General features: G+C 70.4%; 22 protein-coding genes. 8 read left to right on the forward strand and 14 right to left on the reverse strand.

Annotated elements, in window-relative coordinates; translation table 11 throughout:
* Positions 1–669 precede the first annotated feature (669 nt).
* The 8 genes from L3N39_RS06025 to L3N39_RS06060 form a co-directional block, all read right to left on the reverse strand.
* Positions 670–2,100: an ATP-binding protein gene (locus L3N39_RS06025; protein WP_237256368.1), complete on the reverse strand. Its 1,431-nt coding sequence runs from the start codon at positions 2,098–2,100 to the stop codon at positions 670–672.
* The gene (locus L3N39_RS06030) at positions 2,094–2,756 is read right to left on the reverse strand and encodes a response regulator (RefSeq protein ID WP_237256369.1); all 663 of its coding nucleotides are present in this window, start codon (positions 2,754–2,756) and stop codon (positions 2,094–2,096) included. The genes L3N39_RS06025 and L3N39_RS06030 overlap by 7 nt, the downstream gene beginning before the upstream one ends.
* Before the next feature lie 57 nt (positions 2,757–2,813).
* Positions 2,814–3,464 (reverse strand): tetratricopeptide repeat protein, encoded by a 651-nt coding sequence (locus tag L3N39_RS06035; protein ID WP_237256370.1) that lies wholly within the window; start codon positions 3,462–3,464, stop codon positions 2,814–2,816.
* Positions 3,461–4,300 (reverse strand): SDR family oxidoreductase, encoded by an 840-nt coding sequence (locus tag L3N39_RS06040; RefSeq protein ID WP_237256371.1) that lies wholly within the window; start codon positions 4,298–4,300, stop codon positions 3,461–3,463. Before L3N39_RS06040 ends, L3N39_RS06035 begins: the two co-directional genes overlap by 4 nt.
* Positions 4,287–4,958: an iron-containing redox enzyme family protein gene (locus L3N39_RS06045; protein ID WP_237256372.1), complete on the reverse strand. Its 672-nt coding sequence runs from the start codon at positions 4,956–4,958 to the stop codon at positions 4,287–4,289. The genes L3N39_RS06040 and L3N39_RS06045 overlap by 14 nt, the downstream gene beginning before the upstream one ends.
* A 15-nt stretch (positions 4,959–4,973) precedes the next feature.
* The gene (locus tag L3N39_RS06050; RefSeq protein WP_237256373.1) at positions 4,974–6,419 is read right to left on the reverse strand and encodes an AMP-binding protein; all 1,446 of its coding nucleotides are present in this window, start codon (positions 6,417–6,419) and stop codon (positions 4,974–4,976) included.
* The gene (locus L3N39_RS06055; protein WP_237256374.1) at positions 6,403–7,089 is read right to left on the reverse strand and encodes a thermostable hemolysin; all 687 of its coding nucleotides are present in this window, start codon (positions 7,087–7,089) and stop codon (positions 6,403–6,405) included. Before L3N39_RS06055 ends, L3N39_RS06050 begins: the two co-directional genes overlap by 17 nt.
* A gap of 113 nt (positions 7,090–7,202) precedes the next feature.
* Positions 7,203–7,547, reverse strand: coding sequence for a YkvA family protein (locus L3N39_RS06060; protein WP_431978010.1), 345 nt, complete (start codon positions 7,545–7,547; stop codon positions 7,203–7,205).
* 127 nt (positions 7,548–7,674) lie between these two features.
* On the opposite strand from L3N39_RS06060, the gene L3N39_RS06065 reads away from it, so the two are divergent.
* Both L3N39_RS06065 and L3N39_RS06070 read left to right on the forward strand, forming a co-directional pair.
* Positions 7,675–8,625 (forward strand): SdiA-regulated domain-containing protein, encoded by a 951-nt coding sequence (locus L3N39_RS06065; RefSeq protein WP_348983392.1) that lies wholly within the window; start codon positions 7,675–7,677, stop codon positions 8,623–8,625.
* Positions 8,626–8,820: 195 nt separating this feature from the next.
* Positions 8,821–9,240, forward strand: a complete 420-nt coding sequence (locus L3N39_RS06070; protein WP_237256377.1) for a hypothetical protein — start codon at positions 8,821–8,823, stop codon at positions 9,238–9,240.
* 151 nt (positions 9,241–9,391) lie between these two features.
* Here the strand turns inward: L3N39_RS06070 and L3N39_RS06075 are convergent, their stop codons facing one another.
* Positions 9,392–10,123, reverse strand: coding sequence for a phosphatase PAP2 family protein (locus L3N39_RS06075; RefSeq protein WP_237256378.1), 732 nt, complete (start codon positions 10,121–10,123; stop codon positions 9,392–9,394).
* Between the two features lie 37 nt (positions 10,124–10,160).
* Entirely contained in the window at positions 10,161–12,119 is a 1,959-nt protein-coding gene (locus L3N39_RS06080) for an LTA synthase family protein (RefSeq protein WP_237256379.1), read from the reverse strand.
* A gap of 102 nt (positions 12,120–12,221) precedes the next feature.
* Between L3N39_RS06080 and L3N39_RS06085 the strand changes: the two genes are divergently transcribed.
* The 6 genes from L3N39_RS06085 to L3N39_RS06110 all read left to right on the forward strand — a co-directional run bounded on the left by L3N39_RS06085 (position 12,222) and on the right by L3N39_RS06110 (position 18,209).
* Positions 12,222–12,905 carry a response regulator transcription factor gene (locus L3N39_RS06085; protein WP_237256380.1) on the forward strand — a complete coding sequence of 228 codons (684 nt, stop codon included), beginning with the start codon at positions 12,222–12,224 and terminating at the stop codon, positions 12,903–12,905.
* Position 12,906: 1 nt separating this feature from the next.
* Positions 12,907–14,175 (forward strand): sensor histidine kinase, encoded by a 1,269-nt coding sequence (locus L3N39_RS06090; protein ID WP_237256588.1) that lies wholly within the window; start codon positions 12,907–12,909, stop codon positions 14,173–14,175.
* A gap of 81 nt (positions 14,176–14,256) precedes the next feature.
* The gene (locus tag L3N39_RS06095) at positions 14,257–14,934 is read left to right on the forward strand and encodes a class I SAM-dependent methyltransferase (RefSeq protein WP_237256381.1); all 678 of its coding nucleotides are present in this window, start codon (positions 14,257–14,259) and stop codon (positions 14,932–14,934) included.
* A 2-nt stretch (positions 14,935–14,936) separates the two neighbouring features.
* A complete protein-coding gene (locus L3N39_RS06100; protein WP_237256382.1) occupies positions 14,937–15,665 on the forward strand; it encodes a lipopolysaccharide kinase InaA family protein in 729 nt (242 codons plus the stop codon).
* The gene (locus L3N39_RS06105) at positions 15,655–16,050 is read left to right on the forward strand and encodes a diacylglycerol kinase (protein WP_237256383.1); all 396 of its coding nucleotides are present in this window, start codon (positions 15,655–15,657) and stop codon (positions 16,048–16,050) included. Before L3N39_RS06100 ends, L3N39_RS06105 begins: the two co-directional genes overlap by 11 nt.
* A gap of 29 nt (positions 16,051–16,079) precedes the next feature.
* Positions 16,080–18,209, forward strand: a complete 2,130-nt coding sequence (locus L3N39_RS06110) for an LTA synthase family protein (RefSeq protein WP_237256384.1) — start codon at positions 16,080–16,082, stop codon at positions 18,207–18,209.
* A 13-nt stretch (positions 18,210–18,222) separates the two neighbouring features.
* On the opposite strand, the gene L3N39_RS06115 is transcribed toward L3N39_RS06110, so the two are convergent.
* From L3N39_RS06115 to L3N39_RS06130, 4 genes are read right to left on the reverse strand one after another with little or no spacing between them, the layout of a single operon-like run.
* Positions 18,223–18,801 carry a hypothetical protein gene (locus tag L3N39_RS06115; protein ID WP_237256385.1) on the reverse strand — a complete coding sequence of 193 codons (579 nt, stop codon included), beginning with the start codon at positions 18,799–18,801 and terminating at the stop codon, positions 18,223–18,225.
* Positions 18,798–19,262 (reverse strand): periplasmic heavy metal sensor, encoded by a 465-nt coding sequence (locus tag L3N39_RS06120; RefSeq protein WP_237256386.1) that lies wholly within the window; start codon positions 19,260–19,262, stop codon positions 18,798–18,800. Before L3N39_RS06120 ends, L3N39_RS06115 begins: the two co-directional genes overlap by 4 nt.
* Complete coding sequence (locus tag L3N39_RS06125; RefSeq protein ID WP_237256387.1) at positions 19,259–19,687, reverse strand: anti-sigma factor family protein; 429 nt, start codon at positions 19,685–19,687, stop codon at positions 19,259–19,261. The genes L3N39_RS06120 and L3N39_RS06125 overlap by 4 nt, the downstream gene beginning before the upstream one ends.
* A complete protein-coding gene (locus tag L3N39_RS06130) occupies positions 19,680–20,240 on the reverse strand; it encodes an RNA polymerase sigma factor (protein WP_237256388.1) in 561 nt (186 codons plus the stop codon). Before L3N39_RS06130 ends, L3N39_RS06125 begins: the two co-directional genes overlap by 8 nt.
* Between the last annotated feature and the right edge of the window lie 11 nt (positions 20,241–20,251).

Consider the following 20,251-nt stretch of genomic DNA (forward strand, 5'->3'; position numbering starts at 1 on the left):
ATGGCAGTGGTTGCGAGCCGGCTTTGCGGTGGATGGCTTCGGCCATCCACCCTACGTGATGCCCGCCTGGCGTAGGGTGGAAAACGCGCGCAGCGCTTTTCCACGAATGGTTGCGAACTGGCTATGCGGTGGATGGCTGCGGCCATCCACCCTGCGCGGTGCCCGCCTGGCGTAGGGTGGAAACGCGCGCAGCGCTTTTCCACGAATGGTTGCGAGCTGGCTATGCGGTGGATGGCTTCGGCCATCCACCCTACGCGGTGCCTGCCTGGCGTAGGGTGGAAAACGCGCGCAGCGCTTTTCCACGAATGGTTGCGAGCTGGCTTTGCGGTGGATGGCTTCGGCCATCCACCCTGCGCGGTGCCTGCGTGGCGTAGGGTGGAAAACGCGCGCAGCGCTTTCCCACGAATGGTTGCGAGCTGGCTTTGCGGTGGATGGCTTCGGCCATCCACCCTGCGCGGTGCCCGCCTGGCGCAGGGTGGAAAACGCGCGCAGCGCTTTCCACGAATGGTTGCGAGCTGGCTTTGCGGTGGATGGCTGCGGCCATCCACCCTACGCGGTGCCCGCGTGGCGTAGGGTGGGAAACGCGCGCAGCGCTTTTCCACGCGGTGGGCGAGGGGGTACGGGCTTGGGCGCATGGCGCTTTTTCCACGCCGGCGGACGCGGGCTGCCCTACGGCTGCAGCCGGCGTGGCAGGCGCAGCCTGGCTTGCAGGCCACCGAGTGGCGAGTCGGCCAGTTCGACGGCGGCGCCGTGCAGCTCGGCGATGCGCGCGACGATGGCCAGGCCGAGCCCCGCGCCCTGGCCTTCGCCCTGGCGATAGAAGCGTTCGAACAGTTGCTCGCGCTGCGCCGCCGGCACGCCCGGGCCGCTGTCGTCGACCTGCAGCAACAGCGCCTCGGTATCGCCCTGCAGGCTGACCTGCACCTGGCCGCCATCCGGCGTGTACTGCAGGGCGTTGCTCACCAGGTTCTGCAGCAGCGTACCGAGTGCCGCGGCGTCGCCGGTGATCCGGTGGTCGGCCGTCTCGTCCGCCTCCAGGGTCAGCTCCTGGCCGCGGGCCAGGGCCAGCGGCGTGAGTTCGGCCAGGGTTTCGCGACACAGCGGCAGCAGGTCCAGCGTCGCCAGGCTCAGCCGCTGGGCGCTCGGCTCCAGGCGGGCGAGGGTCAGCAACTGCGCGACCACCCGCGTGGTGCGGTCGACGCCGGCCAGCAGCTGGCGCAGGGCGGCGTCGCGGTCCCCGGCCAGCTCGGCCTGCTGGGCGTTCTGCGCATGGATGCGCAGCACCGCCAGCGGCGTACGCAGCTCGTGGGCGGCGTCGGCGATGAAGCGTTTCTCCCGCTCGAGCAACTGGTTGACCTGCTGCAGCAGGCGGTTCAGCGAGGCGGCGACCGGCTCCAGTTCGCGCGGCAACGGCGCTAGCAGCAGCGGCGCGAGGTTGTCCGGGGCGCGGCTTTTCAGCAGCTGGGCCATGCGTGCCAGCGGCCGCAGGCTCCAGCCCACCGCGACCCACAGCAGCAGCGCCAGCAGCGGCAGGCCGAGCAGGTCGGGCATCAGGCTGCGCAGGGCGATCTTGCCGACCAGTTCGCCGCGCACGTCGCCGCGCTCGCCGACCAGCACCCACAGTTCGTCCTGGGTGTCGTGCAGCAGGAACAGCCGCCACAGGTGCGGGCCGAGCTGGACCTCGTGGTAGCCGGCCGCCAACTGGCCGAGGGGCGGCGCCGGTGTTTCGCCGAGCCCGGCCAGCAGCTGCTGCAGCGCGCCGTCCGGCGCACCGGCCGATTGCAGCAGCGTGCTGCCGTCGGCGGCGAACACCTGGAAGCCCAGCTTGGTCTCGTAGTCATGCCCCGGCACGCCCTGGTCGCGGCGCGCATGCACCGCCGCGTTCAGCGCCGTCTGCAGGGCGTGGCGGGCCTCCGGGTCCATCTGCCGGCCGACCAGCCCCTGCACCAGCCGCGCGCTCTGCGCCAGCTGGGCGTCGAACAGCTCCTCGATCTCGTGGCGGGCATCGCGGTAGCTGCGCCAGGAGATCAGCGTCAGCGTCACGACCAGGGTGCCGACCACCAGCGCCAGCGTGCGTCCTCGGATCGACCGGCTCAGCATTCCTTGTCCACCAGGTAGCCGACACCGCGCACGGTGCGGATCAGCTCGGGGAAGAACTTCTTGCGCAGGTGGTGGATGTGCACCTCCAGGGCGTTGCTCTCGACGTCCTCGTCCCAGCCGTAGAGCACCTGCTGCAAGCGATCACGGGTCAGCACGCGACCGGGCTGGGCGAGCAGTTCGTGGAGCAGGACGAATTCCTTGCGCGGCAGGTTCACCGCGCGACCCTGGTAGCTGACCTGCTGGTTGAGCGGGTCGAGGCGGATCTCGCGATAGGCCAGCACCGGTTCGGCGCGGTTGAAGCTGCGCCTGAGCAGCGCACGCAGGCGCGCCTTGAGCTCGGCCACGTCGAACGGCTTGACCAGGTAGTCGTCGGCGCCGGCATCCAGCCCGGCGATGCGGTCGCCGGTGGCATCGCGCGCGGTGAGCACCAGCACCGGCAGCGGGTTGCCGGCGGCGCGCAGGCGCTTGAGCACCTCCAGCCCGTCCAGCCGCGGCAGGCCGAGGTCGAGCACGGCCAGGTCGAAGCTCTCGTGGGTCAGGGCATGCAGCGCGCTGGCGCCATCCTGCAGCCAGTCGACCGTGTAGCCCTCGGGCTTGAGTGCGGTACGGATGCCCTCGCCCAGGGCCGGGTCGTCTTCCACCAGCAGGATGCGCATGTCGTCCCCGTATCTCGGCGCGCGGCGTTGTCGTGCATTCAACGCCGCCGCACGCGGTTATTCCAGTTTTTCCTCGACTTCGGCCAGCCGCGCGCGGGCTTCCTCGCGGCGCCCGGCGTCGGCCACCTCGCGGCCCGGGCGGTCCGGCGCGGCGAGCGCCTTGCGCAGCGCGGCGCGGGCTTCGCCGTAGCGCCTCTGGCGCAGCAGGAAGTCGCCGTGGAAGTAGTTCGGGTCGATGCCGTCCGGGTTCAGCGCCAGGGCCTGCTTGAACAGTGTCTCGGCCTTGTCGTCGTCGCCGAAGCCGATCGGCCAGCCGGGTACCTGGTAGTAGAGGCTGGCCAGGCTGGTGTAGGCCGAGCCGTCCAGCGCCTTGGGATCGAGCTCGATGGCCTGCTCGAATTCGGCCTTGGCCTGCTTGACCAGGCCCAGCGCGCCGAGCCCGCCCTTGGCGCCGGCCCAGGTGCTGAGCACGATGCCGTGCCAGATGTGCAGTTCGGCGGCGCCCGGTTCGGCGGCCACGGCCTTTTGCGCTTCGCCGGCGAGCTGCTCGAAGGCGGCCTCGCGCTGCGCCTCGGGCGCCTGGTAGTTGATTTCGGCCCAGCGCTGCTGGACCTGGCGCAGCGCCTGGGCGCCGGCCGGTTCGAGGGCGAAGGCGGGCTGGCCGAGGGCCAGCAGCAGGGCGGCGAGCAGTACGGGTTTGCGGGTCATCGGTGTTCTCCAGGCTGGGATTTGCACACAGGGGTGGCGGCCGCATGGCGGTCGGCATCGGCGAAGCGCTTGACCACCGGCAACTGCTTGCGCAGCGCCTGGTCGACCAGCCGCGGCAAGAGGCCGTTGAGGCGCACGAAGAGTTTTTCCGGCCAGCCGAGGTAGAGCTCCTCGCGCTCGCGGACGATGGCGCGCAGGATCTCGTCGGCGACCTCGCGCGGGTCGTCCATCTCCACCTTCAGTTCGTCGTTCATCGCCACCACCTGGGCGCTGTTCATCGCCGTGCGGGTGGCGCGCGGGGCGATGTAGAGCACCTTGACCCGGCTGTCGGCCAGCTCCCGGCGCAGCGCCTCGGAGAAGCCGCGCAGGGCGAACTTGCTGGCGCAGTAGGCGGCGAAACCGGGGAAACCAATGGAGCCGAAGGTCGAGCCGAGGTTGACCAGCAGCGCCTGCGGCTGCTGGCGCAGCAGCGGCAGCAGCAGGTGGGTCAGCTGCAGGGTGGCGGTGACGTTGAGCTCGATCAGCCGGGCGATGGCGTCCTCGCTCTGCTGCTCGAGCAGGCTGAACTGGTTGATCCCGGCGGCGTTGATCACACAGTCGACGCCGCCCTGGCTGCGCACCGCATCGACCACGCGCAGGCGGTCGGCGGCGCGGGTCAGGTCGGCGCCGACCAGGCTGATCTGCCCGGGAAAGCGCTGCGCCATGCTCTGCAGGGCGATGCCGTCGCGGCCGACCAGCAGCAGCCGCGCGCCCTGGGCGCAGAGCCGCTCCACCAGCACCTGGCCGATCCCACCGCTGGCGCCGGTGAGCAGGATGCGCGCGTCACGCACTTGCATGGTCGCGCTCCGCTGCGGTCAGGCTGCGGAAGATGTCGCCGTAGAGGCGGTAGACCACCCGCGCGGTATGCACCACGGCGGCCTTGTCGGCATCGTCGTCGAGGCGGTTCATCAGCCGCTTGAAGAACTCGATGTGCTCCATGTCCAGGCTGCCGTGGGAGGTCAGGTAGCTGAACGCCTTGGCCGGCAGGCCGAGCTTGGCCTGCAGCACGCCGGCGGCCTGGGTGGCGAGGGCGATGCTGGTGCCTTCCAGCACGTTGACCATGCCGAAGAAGCTCGCCGGGTTGTGCCGGGCGATGCGGTCGTAGACGTAGGCAACCATCAGCTCGGTGGGCAGTGCCGGCTGGCCGTGGCGCACCGCCTCGGCGTCGCCGCCGCAGGCGCGGATGTCGTTGAGGATCCACTCCTGGTGGCCGATCTCCTCCTCGATGTACTCGGCGATCGCCTCGCGCAGCCATTCCAGGCGTTCCGGCAGGCGCGCGCCGCAGGCCATCAACAGCGGCACGGTGTGCTTGACGTGGTGGTAGGCCTGGGTGAGGAAGGCGATGTACTGCTCCAGGGTGGCGGTGCCGGCGAGCGCCGAATGGATGATCGGCGCGGCCAGCAGGTATTCGCGCTCGCTGCTGGTCTGGTGTTGCAACTGGTCGAAGAAATCCATGCTGAACCTCGAATGTCAGGACTGAAGGGCGTCGATTGCCGATTGGTAATGCTGCAAGAGGGCGTTGCGGCGCAGGCGGCCATTGGCGGTGGCCAGGCCGTTGCCGGCGCCGAAGGGCGCCTCGGCGCGCAGCCAGCGGTGCACCCGGGCGTAGTCCGGCAGGCCGGCGTTGACCCGCTCGACCGCGGCCTGCAAGTGGGTGTCATCGAGGTCGGCGCGGCGCGGCACCAGCACGGCGACGTTCTGCGCCAGCGCCTCGCCGTGCAGCCAGGCCTGGGCGATCGGCGCCTGCTGGACCAGTTCGGCCTCGACCCATTCCGGGTTGACGTTGCGCCCGTAGGCGGTGACGAACTGGTGCTTCTTGCGTCCGTGGAGGACCAGCAAGCCGTTCTCGAAATGGCCGAGGTCGCCGGTGGCCAGCCAGTCGCCCGTCAGCGGCGGCTCGCCGAGATAACCGAGCATGTGCGGACCCCTGACCAGCACCTCGCCGTCGTCGGCCAGGCGCAGCTCGACGTGCGCTAGCGGCCGGCCGACCGTGCCGATGCGCCGCGCTTCGGGCGTGTTCAGGCAGACCACCGAGGCGCATTCGGACAGCCCGTAGCCCTCGAACACCGGCAACCCGAGGCGCTCGGCGCGCGCCAGTAGCTGCGGCACCACGCGGCCACCACCGACTGCGACGAAGCGCAGCGAATCGGGCAGCGGCGCGCCCTGTTCGGCGGCGCTGACCATAGCCAGCAAGAGCTGCGGCAAGAGGATCAGGCTGTGCGGCCGGCTCGCGTTCAACGTGGCGAGAAAGCGCGGCAGGTCGAAGCCCGCCGCGCCGCTGAAGCCGATCTCGCCCAGCGGCCGCAGTTCGACCCGCGCGCCGGCCAGCAGCGGTGCGTAGAGCCCGGCGATGTTCTCCAGCAGGGTCGCCAGCGGCAGCACGCACAGGTGCTGCTGCACGGCGCAGGGCAGGCTGGCTTGCCACAGGCTCTCGGCGACCGCCAGCTGCGCCTCGGCATCCAGGCACACGCCCTTGGGCTGGCCGGTGGTGCCGGAGGTGTAGGTGATCTTCCGCGTGCCGGGCGGCAGCGGTGTGACGCCCTGCGGCTGGCGCAGCAGCACGCCGGGCTCGTGCGGGCGGAAGCCGCAGCGCTCGGCAAGCGCGCTCGGCGCGCCGATCAGGCAGTCGATGCCGGCGTGGTTCAGCACATGCTCCTGCTGCGCCGGGGAGAAGAACCCCGGCAGCGGCACGCAGACCCGTCCGGCGCGCAGCAGGGCCAGGTCCCAGAGGGCCCAGTCCAGGCCGTTGTCCAGCGCCAGGGCGACGCGCTGCACACCGAGCTGCTGCAGCTGGCTGGCGCGCGCGGCCAGCTCGTGGCGCAGCTCGGCGTAGCTCAGCTGGCGCGCACCGTCGACCAGGGCGATGCCGGCGTGCCGTTCCAGCGTCGCCCAGAAGCGTTCAGCTGCAGGCTGCATGGGGCACCTCGCCGGTGAACAGCGGCTGGTAGCCGAGCCGGGCGTAGACGCCCAGCTGCAGCAGGCGCTGGTGGCCGGGCAGGATCTCGCCGACCATCAGCTGCGGGCGGCTGGCGTAGTAGCTGCCCCAGTCGGCCAGCTCCTCGCCCATCCGCGCCGGGTCGGCCGGGCCCAGCGCCTGCGGCTCCAGGGCCAGGCGCTGGAAGCTGTTGAGCAGCGCCGGCGTGCCGGTGAACACCACCCAGCGAAAGCCCTGGGCGACCAAGAGGTCGGTCAGCGCGACGATCAAGAGCCGTGCCGAGGCGTTGCCGAAGGCGGCCAGGTTGCCGACCTCGACGATCTCCTCGCGCGGCACGTCGCGACCGCAGCGCTGCGCGACGGCCTGCTCGATCGGCTGGTCCAGGTAGCGTTCGAGGAACAGCGGGCGACGCTGCGCGCTGCGCAGGCCGACCGCACCCTGCACCTGGCCGTGCTCGCCATGCAGGCCGAGCAGGCAGGGCATGAAGTGGTGCACCCGCGCGCCGTAGTGCTCGGCGAAGCGCTGGCGGATGAAGTCTTCCAGGGCGACGCGGCGCGGGTCGGCGCCGGCCTGCGCCAGTTGCAGGGTCAGCGCCGGCTCGCGGCCGATGCGTGCCAGTACGTCGGTGTGATCAACCCAGGGCAGTTCCATCGGGGAACCTCGGTTAGAAGCCTGGGCCGATTGTTGGGCGGCAAACTTAAGGCAGTCTTAAGTCCCGGCGCCGTTCGTGCGCTGACAATTTCTTCACATTCGCTGGGCTATGGTCAGCCGCGCTCCGGGCCGAGCAGCCAGTAGCCGGCGGCCAGTGCGAGCAGGATCCAGAGCAGCAGCACCACCGCGGCGCCGGCCCGGCTGACCGGGCGCGCCTCGTTGCGTTGCGCCCAGTCCGCCGCCTGCTGGCGGCACTCGGCGAGCACCGCCGCGGGCATCAGGCGTACCACCAGCCAGATGCCCAGTGGCAGCAGGAGCAGGTCGTCGAGGTAGCCGAGCACGGGGATGAAATCGGGGATCAGGTCGATCGGGCTCAGCGCGTAGGCCACCAGGGCAACGACCAGAAGGCGCAGCCACCAGGGCGTGCCGGGATGGCGCGCGCAGAACCAGAGGGTCATGACGTCGCGCTTGAGCGTACGTGCCCAGCCTTGCAGGCGGGCCTTGAAGCGGGACAGGCCGGACAACGGAAAGCTCCTTGTTTGCAGATACGACGCTGGCCGCGCCAGCCATGAGGAACGCCAGATGATGCAGATCCACCCGTCCATCGCGCAACGCATCGGCATCCGTCCGGGCCCGCGCTACTGCCTGTTCGGCCTGCTCGCCGTGCTGCTCGTCGGCCTGGGCGTCAGTGTCGCGCTGCATTGGAACGAGCGCCTGTACTTCCACCTGACCCACCAGCTGAGCGTCGCCCGGCATGACCCGGCGCTGCGCTGGTTGCCGGGCTACCGGGTGGAGATCGACGCCAGGCCGGTCGAGGGCATCCGCCGCAACCTCTCGGCCATCACCTATGACCGCGACCTCGATCGGCTGCTCGGCGTGGTCAACGGCGGGCCGACCGAACTCGTCGCGCTGAGCAAGGCCGGCGAGCTGCTCGAACGCTACCCGCTGCATGGCTTCGGCGACATCGAGGGGTTGACCTACATGGGCGGCGGCCGGGTCGCGGTGTCCGACGAACGGGCCCAGCAGGTGAGCATCTTCCAGCTGCCGGCGCTGCCCAGGGCGATCGACAGCTCCGAGGCCAGGTTCTTCTCCCTGGGCCTCAACCTCAACGGCAACAAGGGCTTCGAGGGCGTCACCTACGATGCCGCCGGCGACCGCCTGTTCATCGTCAAGGAGCGCGACCCGCGCCAGCTCTACGAGGTCGACGGCGTCGCCGCCAGCCTCGACGGCCGGTTGCAGCTGGCCGTCCACGACCGCAGCGACTGGATCGCCAGCCAGGTATTCGCCACCGACCTGTCGGACATCCATTTCGATGCCCAGACCGGTCACCTGATCCTGCTCAGCGACGAGTCGCGGCTGGTGATGGAGCTTGGTGCCGACGGCCGCATGCTCAGCTACCGCAGCCTCAACGGCCTGTTCAGCGACCTCAAGCGTTCGGCGCCGCAGCCCGAGGGCGTGACCCTCGACGACGACGGCACGCTGTACGTGGTCAGCGAGCCGAACCTGTTCTACAGCTTCCGCCGCGAGGAGGGCTAGGGCGCCGGCCCGGAGCGGACGGGGCCGCACGTGCCGCCATGGCCTGCGACGAACGGCGGCGGTACCGGGCGTGGCTTCACGTTTCATTCACGCCGGCTTGACGAAACCCTGACGATGCGCCGCACAGACTGCCACGGTCCGTGTGGCCTCGCGCTGCCGCGCGGGCGACCCTCTCCCCCGCAGGCAGGTGCCCCGATGTCCTCTTGTTCCTTGTCTTCGCAGCCATCCGCCGGCCGGCGCCGCAGCGCCCCGCGCAATCGCCGTGCCTTGCTCGCCGTGCTGTTCGCGGCCTTTTCCCTGGGCGGCTGCCAGAGCACGCCGGGGCCACTGACCGGCGAGGACTATCCGCCCGAATACGCCGAGGGCTTTCGCGCCGGCTGCGCCAGTGGGCGCCAGGCGGCCGGGGCGCTGGCGCAGTTTCGCAAGGACGTGCCGCGCTACATGAGCCAGCCGCTGTATGCCGAAGGCTGGGACGACGGCTACCGGCAATGCCAGGCGCTGCAGGCCAACAGGGCTGGGATGGACAGTTGGCGCAGTACCGCGCTGGAGCGTGAGCGCGACCGCGAGTGGCGCCGCCATATCGACCAGGCCAGGGCCCAGGCCTTGCGCCACTGAGCCGCGCGACCGTGGCCCGTTCGCGGTCGAGACCGCTCCCACAGGGGATGCCCCGGGCGCCACTCGCCTTTGTGGGAGCGGCCTTGGCCGCGAAGAAGGCAGCGTTTGGGGCGGCGAGTTGGACCTTGCACGTGTTGCGTGGGCCTGCCGGCTAGCGCGCCGGTTCGGCCAAGGCGAGCGGTGCAGGCGTCGGGCGATAGAGCAGCAGCCGGTAGCAGGCCAGGCAGAGCGTCCAGTCGAACAACAGTGTCCACAGGTTGTGCGAGAGAAAGTGCGCGCCCTGCATCACCCGCCCCAGCGACATCACCGCGCCCAGCCCGAGTGCGATTGCCAGCGCATAGCGCGCCAGCCGTGGGCGGCGGTCGCGCAGGACGAAGAACAGCGCCAGCAGCGAGAACCCCGCCGAGGCATGGCCGCCGGGCCAGCAGCGCCCGGGCTTGAGCGTCGGCGCGCGCTCGGCCAGCAGCGGGGTGAAGGTCTCGCTGCCGCCGAATTCGCTCAGGCTCCAGGGGCAGTGCACGCCGGTGAGGGTCTTGAGCGGGGAGACGATGCTGGTCGAGACGCCCAGCGCCAGCACCAGGTAGCCCAGCTGTCGGCGCCAGCAGGCCAGGCGGGTCGGCAGCAGGCTGAGCAGGAAGCCGGCGATGGCCAGCGCGCCGATGACGATCACCAGCTGCTTGACGCGGTCGTGGAGGAAATCCTCGAGCAGCCAGCTGTGCCGGCCGACGAAGCCCAGGCCCGGCGCGTAGAACAGCCGCGACAGGGCGAAGTCCAGCTCGCTCGGATCGCCGAGCAGCAGCGCGACCATCGCGGCGAGGGGGACGCCGAAGCCCAGGGTGAAGTTGAAGGGCCGGCTCGGGGAAGCCGTGGGCAGCTTGCTCATCGAAGGCTCCAGAGGCGCCGCGGGCGGCGCCGCAGATTCAGCGCTGGCTGAGGTGGTCGGCGTGGGGCGGGCTGGCCTGCCAGCCGAGCAGCGCATGGTGGTAGTCGTAGCTAGCGCCCTGGTAGTAGGCGATGTCGCGCTGCACCAGCGGGTCGCTCAGCGGCGCCTCGGACTCGCGGCTCGAACGCAGCGCCTCGTCGTGGCGGCGCACCTGCAGGCGCGGACTGAGGATCGCCAGGTCGCGACCATCGAACAGGCCCAGGTGCTGGTAGTTGCCGATCAGCGCGCGGCCCGGGGCGGCATCCGCGCGCAACAGGTTGCGGCCGAAGAAGGTCGAGACGTAGTCCAGGTTCAGCAGGCCGAGCAGGGTCGGTGCCAGGTCGATCTGGCTGGCCACCCCGGAAAACTCGCGTGGTTCGACCAGGCCCGGTGCATAGACGAACGCCGGGATGTGGTAGTTGGCCACCGGCAGGTCCTGCGAGCCGGCGCTGCCGGCGGTGTGGTCGGCGACGAAGACGAACAGAGTGTCCTTGAACCAGGGCTTGCGCCGGGCCTTGTCGAGGAACTGGCCGATGGCGAAGTCGGTGTACTTCACCGCGCCTTCGCGGCCGTCGCCCGAGGGGATGTCGATGCGTCCGTCCGGGTAGGTGTAGGGGCGGTGGTTGGAGGTGGTCATCAGCTGCAGCAGGAAGGGCGTGCCGGCGGCGTGGTCGGCATCGGCCTCGCGCAGGGCCAGCGTGTACAGGTCCTCGTCGGCCATGCCCCAGGCGTTCTTGAAGTGGATGTCCGCCTCGTCGGCGCTGCTCTGGTCGACCACGCGGTAGCCGTTGCCGCCGAAGAAGGCGCCCATGTTGTCGAAATAGCCGCGTCCGCCGTAGAGGAACACGCTGTCGTAGCCCTGCGCGCCGAGCTGCTGGCCGAGGCTGGCGAAGCCCGTCTCGCGGCCGATGCGCTTGACGATCGAGCGCCCCGGGGTCGGCGGCACCGACAGGGTGATCGCCTCCAGGCCACGGTCGGTGCGGGTGCCGGTGGCGTAGAAGTGGGTGAAGGTCAGGCTCTGCTGGCGCAGCGCGTCGAGGTTGGGGGTCAGCCCACGGGTGTCGCCGAAGCTGCCCAGGTACCTGGCGCTGAGGCTCTCGATGGTCACCAGCACGATGTTCAGCCGGCGCGGCTGGCCGGGGTTGTCGATCGCCCGGCGGATGTCCAGCGGGTCGCGCCCGAGGAAGCGCGCATTCGACTCGGCGACCTCCCGGCGCAGGCGGCTGCCGATCTCGGCGTCGGGCAGGGTGGCGTAGAACTGCGGGTAGTCCAGCTCGTTGTTGCGAAAGGCGGCGAAGAACTGGAACGGACCGTTGCTCGCCAGTTCACGCTGGTAGGCGTTGCCGCCGCTGCCGCGCGGGAAGTCCTGGCCGACGACCAAGGCACTGGCCAGCGCCAGGCCCGCGATACCGCCAAGGGCCGTGGCACTGCCGCGCCAGGACAGGCTCGGCGCGTCCAGCGCACGGCTCACCGAGTGCTGCAGGGCCAGGTCGATCAGCAGGGCCAGCACGGCGATCAGGCCGAGCAGCGTGTAGATCGGGTAGGACTCCATGATGTTGTGGAGCACTTCGTCCGAATACACCAGGTAGTCCACCGCGATGAAGTTGAAGCGCACGCCGAACTCGTCCCAGAACAGCCATTCGGCCACCGCGGTGAACAGCATCGCGTACAGGCTCAGGCCCACCAGCAGGCGCAGGCCGAGGCGATTGGCGCGGCTCGCCCAGGCGCGCCGCGGGCAGAGCAGCACGTAGAGCGCCAGCGGTACGACGGCGAAGGCGAGGAAGGCGAGGTCGTAGACCGCCCCCTCGAGATAGATCCGCAGCAGGGCCAGCGGCCCGGCGGCCGCTTCCTGCCAGTGCGCGGCGAGCAGCGCCGAGCGGGTCAGCAGGAACACCCCGAGCCAGAGGCCCAGGAGCAGGATGAGGTAACGAAGCTGAGCATGGCGGGGAAGAGGCATCGTATGATCCACGGCTGAGGTCGAACGCGGCGCAGTCTGGGTTCGTCCCCGTGAGCCCTTCGTCAAGAAGCCGTGAAAAAATCGTCATTCCCGCGAGCCGATATGCGCATCCTCGTCATCGAAGACAACCGCGACATCCTGGCCAACGTGCTCGACTACCTGGAGCTCAAGGGCTACCTGGTCGATTGCGCGCAGGACGGCCTGAGCGGCCTGCACCTGGCCGCCACCCAGGACTACGACCTCATCGTGCTGGACATCATGCTGCCCGGCATCGACGGCTACCAGGTGTGCCAGCGCCTGCGCGAGGATGCCCGGCGCGACACGCCGATCATCATGCTCACCGCGCGCGATGCCCTGCCGGACCGCCTCAAGGGCCTGGAGGCCGGCGCCGACGACTACCTGGTCAAGCCCTTCGCGCTGTCCGAACTGGTCGCCCGCATCGAGGCGGTGCTGCGTCGCAGCCAGGGCTCGCGGCGCCGCCAGCTGCAGGTCGGCGACCTCCGCTACGACCTCGATACGCTGGCGGTCAGCCGTGGCGGGGTGGCGATCCGGCTCAACCCGATCGGCCACAAGCTGCTCGCCATCCTCATGCAGCGCAGCCCTGCGGTGGTTCGTCGCGAGGCGCTGGAAGAGGCCCTGTGGGGCGACGACGTGCCCGACAGCGACAGCCTGCGCAGCCACATCCACCAGCTGCGCCAGGCGCTGGACAAACCCTTCGAGCGGCCGCTGCTGCACACCGTGCACGGCGTCGGCTTCCGCCTCGCGGAGCAGGACGATGCTCGCTAGCCTGCTCGCCCGCCAGCCGTTCGCGCGGCGCATCGTCATCGCCTTCACGCTGATGACCCTGGTGGTCAGCGGCGTGTTCTCGCTGGGCATCGTCGCGGTGGTCTATTCCATCGAGTCGCAGCTGGTGACCGAGGAGCTGGGCCGCGAGATGGACACCGTGCTGCACGAGGACCTGCCCAGCGGCCAGCGCCCGCGCTTGGACGCGCGCACGCGCTTTTTCAGCACGGCGCTGCCCGAGTCGCCGCTGCCCGAGGGCTTCGCCGCGCTGCCCGAAGGTTTCAACGAGCTGGTGCGCGACAAGGAGGCCTACTACGTCTACGTGCGCGACCTGGACGGCCAGCGCTACGTGCTGATGGAGGACCAGAACGAATTCGAGGAGCGCGAGAACGCGCTGTTCAACACCGTGCTCGCCGGCTTCGTGCTCAGCGTGCTCGGCGCCTGGCTGCTCGGCCGGCTGATGGCGCACAAGGTGATGGCGCCGGTCAGCCGGCTGGCGCTGCAGGTGCGCCATCGCGACCAGCTGCACCCGCTGGCGCCGCCGCTGGCCCTGCAGTACGCCGACGACGAGGTCGGCCATCTGGCCGCGGCCTTCGACAGCACCCTTGGCCAGCTGCGCCAGACGCTCGAGCGCGAGCGGCTGTTCACCGCCGATGTCAGCCACGAGCTGCGCACGCCGCTGATGGTGGTGCTCGGCGCCTGCGAGCTGCTCAGCGCCAGCGACCTGCCCGAGCGCTCCCGGCGCCAGGCCGAGCGTATCCAGCGCGCCGCCGCGGAGATGCAGGCGCTGGTCGATACCTTCCTGCTGCTGGCGCGCTCGCGCCCCGAGCAGCAGGTGGCCTTCGGCGGCAGCGCCAGCCTGGCCGAGGTGGCCGGGGAGCAGTGCGAGCGCTGGGCGCCACCGATGCGGGACAAGGGGCTGGCCTTCGAGGTGCTGCACGAGGGCGAGGACGAGCAGACCTACAACCACACGCTGCTCGGTACGGTGATGTCGAACCTGCTGCGCAACGCGCTGCACTACACCGAGCAGGGCCAGGTGCGGCTGGTGCTCGAGCGCGGCGGCTTTCGCGTCGAGGACAGCGGCGTCGGCATCCCGGCGGACCAGCAGGAACGCATGTTCGAATCCTTCGTGCGCGGTGCCGAGGGGCGCGGCGAGGGGCTCGGCCTGGGGCTCTCGCTGGTGCGGCGGATCTGTGCGCACCAGGGCTGGACGGTCGAGGTGCAGGGGCGCGAACCCTGCGGCAGCTGTTTCACCGTGCGCCTGGTGCCTTGACGTTTTTTTCACAGTCTCTTGACGAGGCCTTGATCACCGGCTGGTTAGCGTGGGGCGTGCTTTCTACAGGACGCCCCTGCCATGCCCCGCTCAAGCCCCATCGAACTCGATTTTTCCCGCAAGTACGATCGGTCGCACGCCACCCAATACCTGCACAAGCATCAGGCTGGCCTGGCGCGGCGCCTGTCCCACTGGCGTGACCAGCAGCTGGCGCGCTGGGCGCTCAAGCGTGCCGGCGAGCCCGACCTGGTGCTCGACCTGCCCTGCGGTGCCGGGCGCTTCTGGCCGCTGCTGGCCGAGCACCCGAGCCGCATGATCCTCGCCGCCGACAACTCGGCGGACATGCTCGCCGTCGCCCGCGCGGCCCAGCCGCCGGAGGTGGTGCGGCGGGTCGAGAGCTTCCAGACCTCGGCCTTCGCCATCGACCTGAAGGACAGCGCGGTCGACGCCATCTTCTGCATGCGCCTGCTGCACCATATCGCCGATCCGGCGCATCGCCTGGCGATGCTGCGCGAGTTCCACCGCGTCAGCCGCGACACGCTGATCGTCTCGCTGTGGGTCGACGGCAACTACAAGGCCTTCAAGCGCAAACGCCTGGAGCGCCGGCGCCCGGCCAAGGACAACCAGAACCGTTTCGTGGTGCCGCGCGCGACGGTGGAGGCCGAGTTCGCCCAGGCCGGCTTCGACATCCTCGGCCACCGCGACTTCCTGCCCGGCTACGCCATGTGGCGGGTCTACGTGCTGCGCAAGCGGGGGTGAGCATGGGCGCCCAACTGGTATTGCCGGGCCTGCCGGCACGCAGCAGCACCTTCGACCGCTGGTGGGACGCGGCGGGCGAATGGGTCGAGGAACCCAACCAGCGCCGCGACGGCGAGAGCGGCGTGCTACGCCTGCGCCGCGCCGATGCCGGGCAGCCGCTGCTCTACTGCAAGCGCCAGCGCGGCCACCTGTACCGCTCGCTGCGCCACCCGTTCGGCCGGCCCACGGCGCTGCGCGAATACGCCGCGCTCAGGGCGTTCGAGCGGCTCGGCATCCGCGTGCCGCGGATGGTCTACTGCGCCGCGCGCAAGCAGGACGGTCGCTGGCAGGCGCTGCTGGTCACCGAGGCGCTGGAGGGCTTCGTCAGCCTCGAGGACTGGTACCGCGGCGAGGCCCGTGCCGTGCATGGCGAGGCACTGCAGCGCGGCATGCTGCGCAGCCTGGCGCAGACCCTGGCGCGCCTGCATCGCGCCGGCTGGCAGCACGGTTGCCTGTACCCCAAGCACCTGTTCGTGCGCGTGCGCGGCCAGGGCCGCGAGGCGCGGGTGGAAATCGCCCTGCTCGACCTGGAGAAGAGCCGCCGGCGCCTGCTGCGCCAGCGCGCCTCGCGCCGCGATCTCTCGCAGTTGCGCCGGCACACCCCGGCCATGCCGGCCAGCGACTGGGCCCTGTTCGAAGCCGAATACCTGCATGCGCTGCGCGCCGCAGCGGAGGTGGCCGATGGATTCTGAGCCGCTGGCCGCCGCCCTCGATGCCCAGGGCCTCAAGGGCCGCCAGGGCCTGCGCCGCATTCTGCAGGCCGGCGGCTATTCGCTGGCCGGGCTGCGCGCGGCCTATGCCGGCGAGGCCGCCTTCCGCCAGGTGGTGCTGCTCAACCTGCTGCTGATCCCGCTGGCCTTCCTGCTCGAGGTCAGCCGCGTCGAGCGCGCCGTGCTGATCGCCGTGGTGCTCCTGGCGCCGATCGTCGAGCTGCTCAACTCGGCGATCGAGGCCACCGTCGACCGCATCTCGCTGGAGCTGCACCCGCTGTCCAAGCGCGCCAAGGACATGGGCAGCGCCGCCCAGCTGCTGACCATGGCGCTGATCGCCCTGGTCTGGGCGGTGATCCTGCTCTGACTCCCTTCCCGTTTGCCCAGGAATTACCCATGACCGATGGAACCGGCCGCGTGCAGGCCCGCCAGCCCGGCCTGCGCCACCACCTGCTGTTCATGGCCGGCAGCGCGCTTGCGCTGCTCGTGCTGTTCACCCTGCTGCGCCTGGCGCTGCTGCTGTACAACCGCGAGCTGCTCGGCGATGCCGCGCCGGCCAGCCTGCTGGAAGGCTTCGGCAACGGCCTGCGCTTCGACCTGCGCCTGCTGGTCTACATCCTCGTGCCGCTGTCGCTGGCGGTGCTCAGCCGCCGGGCGATGGCCGCGCGCAGGCTGCAGCGCGCCTGGCTGGGCGTTTGCGCCAGCCTGGTGATCCTGCTCGGCATGATCGAGCTGAATTTCTACCAGGAATTCCACCAGCGCCTGAACAGCCTGGTCTTCCAGTACCTGTCCGAAGATCCGGCAACCGTCCTCAGCATGCTCTGGCACGGCTTCCCGGTGCTGGAGCTGCTCGGCGTCTGGGGCGGGCTGACGCTGCTCTGGACGCTGCTGTTCGGCTGGCTCGACCGCCGCTGCCGACCCCACGCCGGCACGCTGGCGAGCGGGCCGCGCAGGCCGGCGCCGCTGGGCTGGCACTGGCGCGGTGCGACGCTGGTCGCGCTGGTGCTGGTCAGCGTGGTTGCCGCCCGCGGCACCCTGCGCCAGGGCCCGCCGCTGCGCTGGGGCGATGCCTTCACCACCGACTCGGTGTTTATCAACCAGCTCGGCCTGAACCCGGCGCTGTCGCTCTACGAGGCGGCGAAGAACCGCTATTCCGATCACCGCGACAACGTCTGGAAGGCCACGCTGCCCGAGGACGAGGCCCTGGCGCTTACCCGCGGGCTGCTGCTGACCGGCCACGACCAGCTGGCCGACCCGCAGCTGGCCGCCGTGCGCCGCGACTACCGCGCGCCCGAGGCCGGCCGGTTGCCGGTGCGCAATGTGGTGGTGATCCTCATGGAGAGCTTCGCCGGCCGCTATGTCGGTGTGCTGGGCAGTGGCGACGGCATCACCCCGAACTTCGATCGCCTGGCCGGCGAAGGCCTGTTGTTCGAGCGCTTCTTCGCCAACGGCACCCACACCCACCAGGGCATGTTCGCCAGCATGGCCTGCTTTCCCAACCTGCCGGGCTTCGAATACCTGATGCAGTCGCCGGAGGGCAGCCATCGCTTCTCCGGCCTGCCGCAGCTGCTCGGCGCGCGGGCGTTCAACGACGTCTACGTCTACAACGGCGATTTCGCCTGGGACAACCAGCTGGGCTTCTTCGGCAACCAGGGCATGACCCGCTTCGTCGGGCGCAACGACTACGTCGACCCGGTGGTGGCCGACCCGACCTGGGGCGTCTCCGACCAGGACATGTTCGACCGCGCCGTGCAGGAGCTCGATGGCCTGGCTGTGGGCGAGCCGTTCTATGCGCTGCTGCAGACGCTGTCCAACCACACGCCCTATGCGCTGCCCGATCCGTTGCCGGTGGAGCCGGTCAGCGGGCACGGCTCGCTGGATGCGCACCTGACCGCCATGCGCTATTCCGACTGGGCGCTGGGCCGCTTCTTCGAGCAGGCCAAGCGCCAGCCCTGGTACCAGGACACGCTGTTCGTGGTGGTCGGCGACCATGGCTTCGGCGCGCCGGAGCAGCTCACCGAGATGGACCTGTTCCGCTTCCACGTGCCGCTGCTGCTGATCGCTCCGGGCATCAGCGAACGGTTCGGCCACCGGCGCGAAGTGGTCGGTACCCAGGTCGACGTGGTGCCGACCATCATGGGCCGCCTCGGTGGCGAGGTGCGCCACCAGTGCTGGGGGCGCGACCTGCTGGCACTGGACGAACGCGATCCCGGCTTCGGCATCATCAAGCCCTCGGGCAGCGACCAGACCGTGGCGATGCTGCGCGGCGACCAGGTGCTGGTGCAGCCCAAGGACCTCGAGCCGCGGCTGTACCGCTATACGCTCGGTGCCGACGCCGCGGCCGAGCGCATCGAGGATGCCGACAGCACTGCGCCGCTGCTGCGCCAGCTGCAGGCCTATCTGCAGGTGGCCACCGCCAGCCTGCTGGCCGACAGCGTCGGTGATCGCGAACGGGAGGAGGCGCCGGCCGCGGAGACGTTGGCGCGCACCGCCAACGGGCAGCAGGCGCGGCCGGAAAAGGGCTGAGCGTGGCGGCCGATCAGTGCTTCAGCGGCTTGAAGCTGTCGTCGGCGAAGTAGGTGGCATAGTCGCCCAGCGCGCCGACCACGGTCACCGCGCCGTCGCGCTGGCCGGCCGGGGCGCCGCTCATGGCGTCGGCGCCGGCGAGCAGCTGGGCGATGATCAGGTGCAGCTGCGCGTCGGCCTCGGCGCTCAGCTTGCAGTTCTCCACCATGTAGGCGACCTGGCCACGCACCGTCTCGGCCAGTTCGCCATAGCGGGTGGCGGGCAGACGGTCCTCGTGGATCGCCGGCAGCGCCTGGCGCATGTCGTGGTTGATGGTGCCCATCGCCTGGCGCAGCGGCGCATCGGTGGCCCAGCGCTTGCCGGCATCGAGTTGCAGCGCCGGCGCGCCTTCGCCGTGGCCGTGGTCATGGCTGGTGGCGGCGAGGCTGGTGCCGGCGTGGCCGAGGGTGCCGGCGAGGATGATGGCGAGGGCGAGCGCCTGGGGTTTGCGGATTATCGATAGAACTCCGTTGAGCGAGCCGGCGAAGTGCGGCTCCTGGTGTTCTAACGCCGGCGCGACGGATTTGTTCCATCGCGCCGTGCAAGCGGTCACTTGCGGTGCAGTTGCTCGATGCTGTCGGCGCCGAACGACTGCTGCGTGAGCACCTGGGCGAGCCGCGCGCGCTGCTGCGGTTCGAGGATCTCGCGCTCCTGCAGCAGCTGGTCGATGAGCAGGCGCTGCTGTTCGTTCTGCAGTTCGGCGATCTTCGCCTGCTCGGCGTCGATCACCGCGCGGTCCACCTGTTCGGCGAAGATCGCCTCGACCAGCCGGTTGCGGTGTTCGCCGAGGCTGGCGTTGGAGGCGCGCAGGTAGGCCAGGAACGGCGCCTCGGCGTCGTGCCAGCGCTGCAGCTGGCTGGCGCTCAGTTGCAGCTCGCGCGACAGCCCGGTGGGCGCGCCGGAGGGCATCGGCAGGCCGTCTTGACTGAGCTTCTGCCAGCCGAGGCCGGCGAGTACGCCGACGTTGACCAGCAGGGACAGGACCAGGGCGTTGCGCAGGATGGTGTTGCTCATTTCAGGTTTACCTTCAGGTAGCAGAATTCGGGGCGCGCGCAGAGCGCGCCGGGTGGGGCGCTGCCGAGGACAGCCAGCATGTCGTGGTTGGCTGAGCTGCCCGGCGGCTGGCCATGCAGCGCATGGCCGAGCAGCAGACCGAGCAGAACCGACGCCGCGGCGCCGACCCCTTGCGCCCAGAGCCGGGCCCACCCGCGGCGCGCGGGCGGCGGCGCGAAGGGGCGCTGCAGACGTTCCTGCAACTCGGCCGGCAACTCCGGGCAGGCCAGCGCGCGCAAGCCCTGGCCGAGCCCGTCGAGCTCGGCCAGCGTGGCGCGGCACTGCGGACAAACCGCCAGGTGGCCGTCGGCGTGGCGCTGTTCGGCGGCGTCGAGTCCGTTGTCGAGGTAGGCGGACAGGGTCGCCATGTCCAGATGCTCAGTCATCGAGGGTGCCTCCGTTGGCCTGGCGATAGCCGTGCAGCAGCGCCTCGCGGGCGCGTGCCAGGCGCGATTTGACGGTGCCAGCGTTGAGCTCAAGCGTGGCGGCCAGTTCGTCGTAGGCCAGCCCTTCCACCTCGCGCAGCAGCAGAATCTCGCGCTGTTCGTGGGGCAGGCGGGCCAGTAGTCGTTCCAGCAATGCCAAGTCCCGCCCGGTCTGCAGCCGATGCAGCGGCGACGGAGCGGGATCGATCACCTCGGCGATTTCCTCCGGCGCCACGTCGACGTAGCGCTGCCGCTGGCGCAGCGTATCCAGCGCGGCATTGCGCGCGATCTGCAATAACCAGGTCTGCAAGCGCGCCTCCGGGCGCCATCTGGGCAGCGCCTGGAAGGCACGGATGAATGTCTCCTGGGTCAGGTCTGCGGCCTCGTCGGCACTGCCGAGCAGACGGCGGAGGAAGTGGAAGACCCGCGCCTGGTGGGCGCGCACCAGCATGCCGAAGGCCTGACGATTACCGCGCGCGGCCTGCTGGATGAGGTCCTGTTCGCTGTCGTTCATCAAGTGCTCGT

Source organism: Pseudomonas oligotrophica, assembly GCF_021726475.1.
Taxonomy (GTDB): Bacteria; Pseudomonadota; Gammaproteobacteria; order Pseudomonadales; family Pseudomonadaceae; genus Stutzerimonas; species Stutzerimonas oligotrophica.